The sequence below is a fragment of the Neisseria sp. P0021.S005 genome, from assembly GCF_051956955.1.
In genome coordinates, this window is the sequence record NZ_JBQCWY010000201.1 from 1 (window position 1) to 4,921 (window position 4,921).

Consider the following 4,921-nt stretch of genomic DNA (forward strand, 5'->3'; position numbering starts at 1 on the left):
AAACCCAAAGCGAATTGGCGGTATTTAAAGACTTTTTTGCACAATCCACACGCGGCATTATCCGTTGATGGATGGATTGAAGGCCGTCTGAAACTTTTTCAGACGGCCTTTGGATTGCAAAAATCCGCGCAGTAGGGCAGGTTTCCTGTCTGTTTGCCGCCGATGCCGTCTGAAAACGGGCGGGCAAATGTCTGCCCAAAATCTTTTAGCTTTTAAACCTCAACACATGAATTCCAATCCTTCCCCCCTTATCGCCATCAGCGTCGGCGAAGCTTCCGGCGACTTGCTCGGCGCACACTTAATCCGTGCCATTAAGGCGCGTTGCCCGAATGCGCGGTTTACCGGCATCGGCGGCGAGCGCATGAAGGCGGAGGGTTTCGAGAGTTTGTACGATCAGGAAAAGCTGGCGGTACGCGGTTTTGTTGAGGTCATCAAACGCCTGCCGCAGATTTTGAAAATCCGCAAAGGGCTGGTGAACGATTTAATCCGCCTCAAGCCGGATGTGTTTATCGGCATCGATGCGCCGGACTTCAATCTCGGCGTGGCGGAAAAACTCAAGCGGGCAGGCATTCATACTATTCATTACGTCAGCCCGTCGGTTTGGGCGTGGCGGCGCGAACGGGTCAATAAAATCGTGCATCAGGTCAACCGCGTGTTGTGCTTGTTTCCGATGGAGCCCCAGCTTTATATTGATGCCGGCGGCAAGGCCGAGTTTGTCGGCCATCCGATGGCGCAAACCATGCCGGTGGAAGCGGATAGGGCGGCGGCGCGGCAGAAGCTGGGCGTGCCTGCGGACGTGCCCGTGTTTGCCATCTTGCCCGGTAGCCGCGTGAGCGAAATCGATTACATGGCGGCGGTGTTTTTTCAGACGGCCTTATTGCTGCTGAAACGTTATCCGCAGGCACAGTTTTTGCTGCCTGTGGCGACGGCCGCAACGCGCAAACGCATTACCGAAATTTTGGCGCAGCCTGAGTTCGCCACCCTTCCCATCACGTTGACCGACAAGCAGTCGGATACGGTTTGCACCGCTGCCGACGTGGTATTGGTTACCAGCGGTACGGCGACTTTGGAAGTGGCCTTGTGCAAGCGACCTATGGTCATCAGCTACAAGATTTCGCCGCTGACTTATGCGTATGTGAAAAACAAAATCAAAGTGCCGCATGTCGGTTTGCCCAATATTCTGTTGGGTAAAGCCGCCGTTCCCGAGCTGCTGCAACACGATGCCGTCCCTGAAAAACTGGCGCAGGCCGTTGCAGACTGGTATGACTGCCCTGAAGCGGTAGCCGCGTTGGAACAGGATTTCCACGCCTTGCATCTGCTGTTGAAAAAAGATACGGCGGCATTGGCGGCGGCGGCAGTATTGGCAGAAGCCGGATTTTCAGACGGCCTGAAAGACAAGTAAGGAAAATACATGAATTTATTGGGAGCCTTGGCCAAGGTTGGCAGCCTGACGATGGTGTCGCGCATTTTGGGCTTTGTGCGCGATACGATTATCGCCCGTGCGTTTGGTGCAGGCATGGCGACGGATGCGTTTTTTGTCGCGTTCAAACTGCCCAACCTGTTGCGGCGCGTGTTCGCAGAGGGCGCGTTTGCCCAAGCCTTCGTGCCGATTTTGGCGGAATACAAAGAAACCCGCTCGCCCGAAGCCACGCAGGCGTTTGTGCGTCATGTGGCCGGTATGTTGTCGTTTGTGTTGGTCATCGTTACCGCGCTGGGCATACTCGCCGCGCCGTGGGTGATTTATGTTTCCGCGCCCGGTTTTGCCAAAGACGCCGATAAGTTTCAGCTCTCCATCGACCTACTGCGGGTAACGTTTCCTTATATTTTATTGATTTCACTATCCTCTTTTGTCGGCTCGATACTCAATTCCTATCATAAATTCGGCATTCCCGCCTTCACACCGACATTTTTGAACATCTCCTTTATCGTCTTTTCCCTGTTTTTCATACCGTATTTTGATCCGCCTGTTATGGCTTTGGCGTGGGCGGTATTTGTCGGCGGCGTGTTGCAGCTGGTGTTCCAACTGCCTTGGTTGGCGAAACTGGGCTTCTTGAAAATGCCCAAACTCAGCTTTAAAGACGCAGCGGTCAACCGCGTGATGAAACAGATGGCACCGGCTATTTTAGGCGTGAGCGTGGCGCAGATTTCCTTGGTTATCAACACCATTTTTGCCTCATTTTTGCAGTCCGGCAGTGTGTCGTGGATGTATTACGCCGACCGACTGATGGAATTGCCTACTGGTGTTTTGGGCGTGGCACTCGGTACAATCTTGCTGCCTACCTTGTCCAAACACGCCGCCAGTCAGGATACCGAGCAGTTTTCCAGCCTGCTCGACTGGGGTTTGCGCTTGTGTATGCTGCTGACCCTGCCTGCCGCCGTCGGCCTTGCCGTGTTGTCTTTCCCTCTGGTTACGACCCTGTTCATGTACCGTGAATTTACGCTGCACGACGCGCAAATGACCCAACACGCGCTGATTGCCTATTCCTTCGGCTTGATCGGGCTGATTATGATTAAAGTATTGGCACCCGGCTTCTACGCGCGCCAAAACATCAAAACCCCCGTTAAGGTCGCTATTTTCACGCTGATTTGCACGCAGCTAATGAACCTTGCCTTCATTTCGCCGCTCAAGCACGTCGGCCTGTCCCTCGCTATCGGTTTGGGCGCGTGTCTGAATGCAGGTTTGCTGTTTTTCCTTTTGCGCAAACACGGCATCTACCGCCCTGGTAAAGGTTGGGCAGCGTTTTTGGTTAAAATGGTCATCTCTTTGGTTGTCATGGGCAGCGGTTTGTGGCTGGCGCAATATTATCTGCCGTTTGAATGGGTGCACGTCGGCGGCTTTAAAAAAGCAGGCCAACTCTGCGTCCTGATTGCCTTGGGCGGCGGCCTCTACTTCGTTTCCCTCGCCGCGCTCGGTTTTCGTCCGCACCATTTCCGCAGGGTGGAAAAATAAGCAGCCGTAGTGCGTATTGCTTTGGCTTAAAGGCTATTCGCTAAAAAGGCCGTCTGAAATATTTTCAGACGGCCTTTTCTTGCGTTACGTTTTAACTGTAAAGCTTCGCTCCTTTTTTGACGAACTCAATCGCTTTTTCTTCCATGCCTTGCTGTTGGGCTTTTTGCTTGTCGGCGTAGTCGCGCACTTCCTGCGTGATTTTCATCGAGCAGAATTTTGGGCCGCACATCGAGCAGAAGTGGGCGATTTTCGCGCCTTCTGCAGGCAGGGTTTCGTCGTGGAAGCTTTCGGCGCGTTCGGGGTCGAGGCTGAGGCGGAATTGGTCGCGCCAGCGGAACTCGAAACGCGCCTTGCTCAGAGCGTTGTCGCGCAACTGTGCGCCTGGCCAGCCTTTGGCGAGGTCGGCGGCATGGGCGGCGAGTTTGTAGGTGATGATGCCGGTGCGCACGTCTTCTTTGTCGGGCAGGCCGAGATGCTCTTTCGGGGTAACGTAGCAGAGCATGGCTGTGCCGTACCAGCCGATGTTGGTCGCGCCTATGCCCGAGGTGATGTGGTCGTAGCCGGGGGCGATGTCGGTAACGAGCGGGCCGAGGGTGTAGAAAGGTGCTTCAAAGCAATGTTGCAGCTCTTCGGTCATGTTTTCTTTCACGCGTTGCAGCGGTACATGGCCGGGGCCTTCGATCATAACCTGTACGTCGTGTTCCCATGCTTTGGCGGTCAATTCGCCCAAGGTGTGCAGCTCGGCAAATTGGGATTCGTCGTTGGCATCGGCAATGCAGCCGGGACGAAGGCCGTCGCCGAGGCTGAACGATACGTCGTAGGCTTTCATGATTTCGCAGATTTCGTCGAAATGTGTGTAGAGGAAGTTTTCCTGATGATGGGCGAGACACCATTTCGCCATGATGGAGCCGCCGCGTGATACGATGCCGGTCAGGCGGTCGGCCGTCATCGGTACATAACGCAGCAATACACCTGCGTGCAGGGTGAAATAGTCCACGCCTTGTTCTGCCTGCTCGATTAAGGTATCGCGCACCAAATCCCAAGTCAGGTCTTCGGCAATGCCGCCGGTTTTTTCCAAAGCTTGGTAAATCGGCACCGTGCCGATGGGGACGGGCGCGTTGCGGATAATCCATTCGCGCGTTTCGTGGATGTGCGCGCCTGTGGATAAGTCCATAATCGTGTCCGCGCCCCAACGCAGCGACCATACCATTTTTTCGACTTCTTCGGTCAGGCTGGAGGTTACGGCGGAGTTGCCCAAGTTGCCGTTGATTTTGACGCGGAAGTTGCGGCCGATAATCATCGGTTCGAGTTCGGGGTGGTTGATGTTGGCAGGGATAATCGCACGTCCGGCGGCGATTTCTTGGCGCACGAATTCGGGCGTGATTTGGTCGGGATGGGTTGGGATATTCGCGCCGAAACTTTGCCCTGCGTGTTGTTTCAAGAGCTTGGCGTATTCAGGCCGTCTGAAAAGTTCGTCCAGCTTCATGCGTTCGCGTATGGCGACAAACTCCATTTCCGGCGTAATGATGCCTTGGCGGGCGTAGTGGAGCTGGGTTACATTGCGGCCTGCTTTGGCGCGGCGCGGACGGGTGATTTGGTTGAAGCGCAGATGGGCGGTTTTCGGATCGTGTGCGCGTTCGGTGCCATATTCGCTGGAAAGCTTGGGCAGGATTTCGGTATCGTCGCGTTCATCCAGCCATGCGGTGCGGACGTGTGGCAAACCCTGTTTTAAGTCGATGTGTGCCGCCGGGTCGCCGTATGAGCCGCTGGTGTCGTACACTGGAATTGGCGGATTGGCTTCCGTACCTTGTGCCGTGTAGGTATCGTCCTGACGGATTTCGCGCAAAGGCACGCGGATGTCGGCGCGGCTGCCCGGGATATAGACGCGGTTGGAATTGGGATATTGGAAGCGGATGCCGATGTCTTCGCTCAAGTCGGAAAGACGGCGCGCCTCATCGCCGGTTTTTTTAG

3 protein-coding genes are annotated in these 4,921 nt (G+C 55.1%); 2 read left to right on the forward strand and 1 reads right to left on the reverse strand.

All coding sequences use genetic code 11. The features are described 5' to 3' along the window. The first annotated feature begins 226 nt into the window (after nt 1–226). Nucleotides 227–1,402: a lipid-A-disaccharide synthase gene (gene lpxB, locus ACTHUE_RS10890; protein WP_188212857.1), complete on the forward strand. Its 1,176-nt coding sequence runs from the start codon at nt 227–229 to the stop codon at nt 1,400–1,402. Between the two features lie 9 nt (nt 1,403–1,411). Beyond that, nucleotides 1,412–2,950: a murein biosynthesis integral membrane protein MurJ gene (gene murJ / locus ACTHUE_RS10895; protein ID WP_440423465.1), complete on the forward strand. Its 1,539-nt coding sequence runs from the start codon at nt 1,412–1,414 to the stop codon at nt 2,948–2,950. A 91-nt stretch (nt 2,951–3,041) separates the two neighbouring features. Here murJ and thiC read toward each other — a convergent pair. Then, on the reverse strand, nt 3,042–4,921 hold a 1,880-nt coding region (thiC, locus tag ACTHUE_RS10900; protein WP_440423466.1), incomplete at its 5' end, for a phosphomethylpyrimidine synthase ThiC.

What these genes read in the sequence shown, in the direction of transcription:
- lpxB (WP_188212857.1), top strand. Translation starts at nt 227, where the DNA reads ATGAATTCCAATCCTTCCCCCCTTATCGCCATCAGCGTCGGCGAAGCT.
- murJ (WP_440423465.1), top strand. Translation starts at nt 1,412, where the DNA reads ATGAATTTATTGGGAGCCTTGGCCAAGGTTGGCAGCCTGACGATGGTG.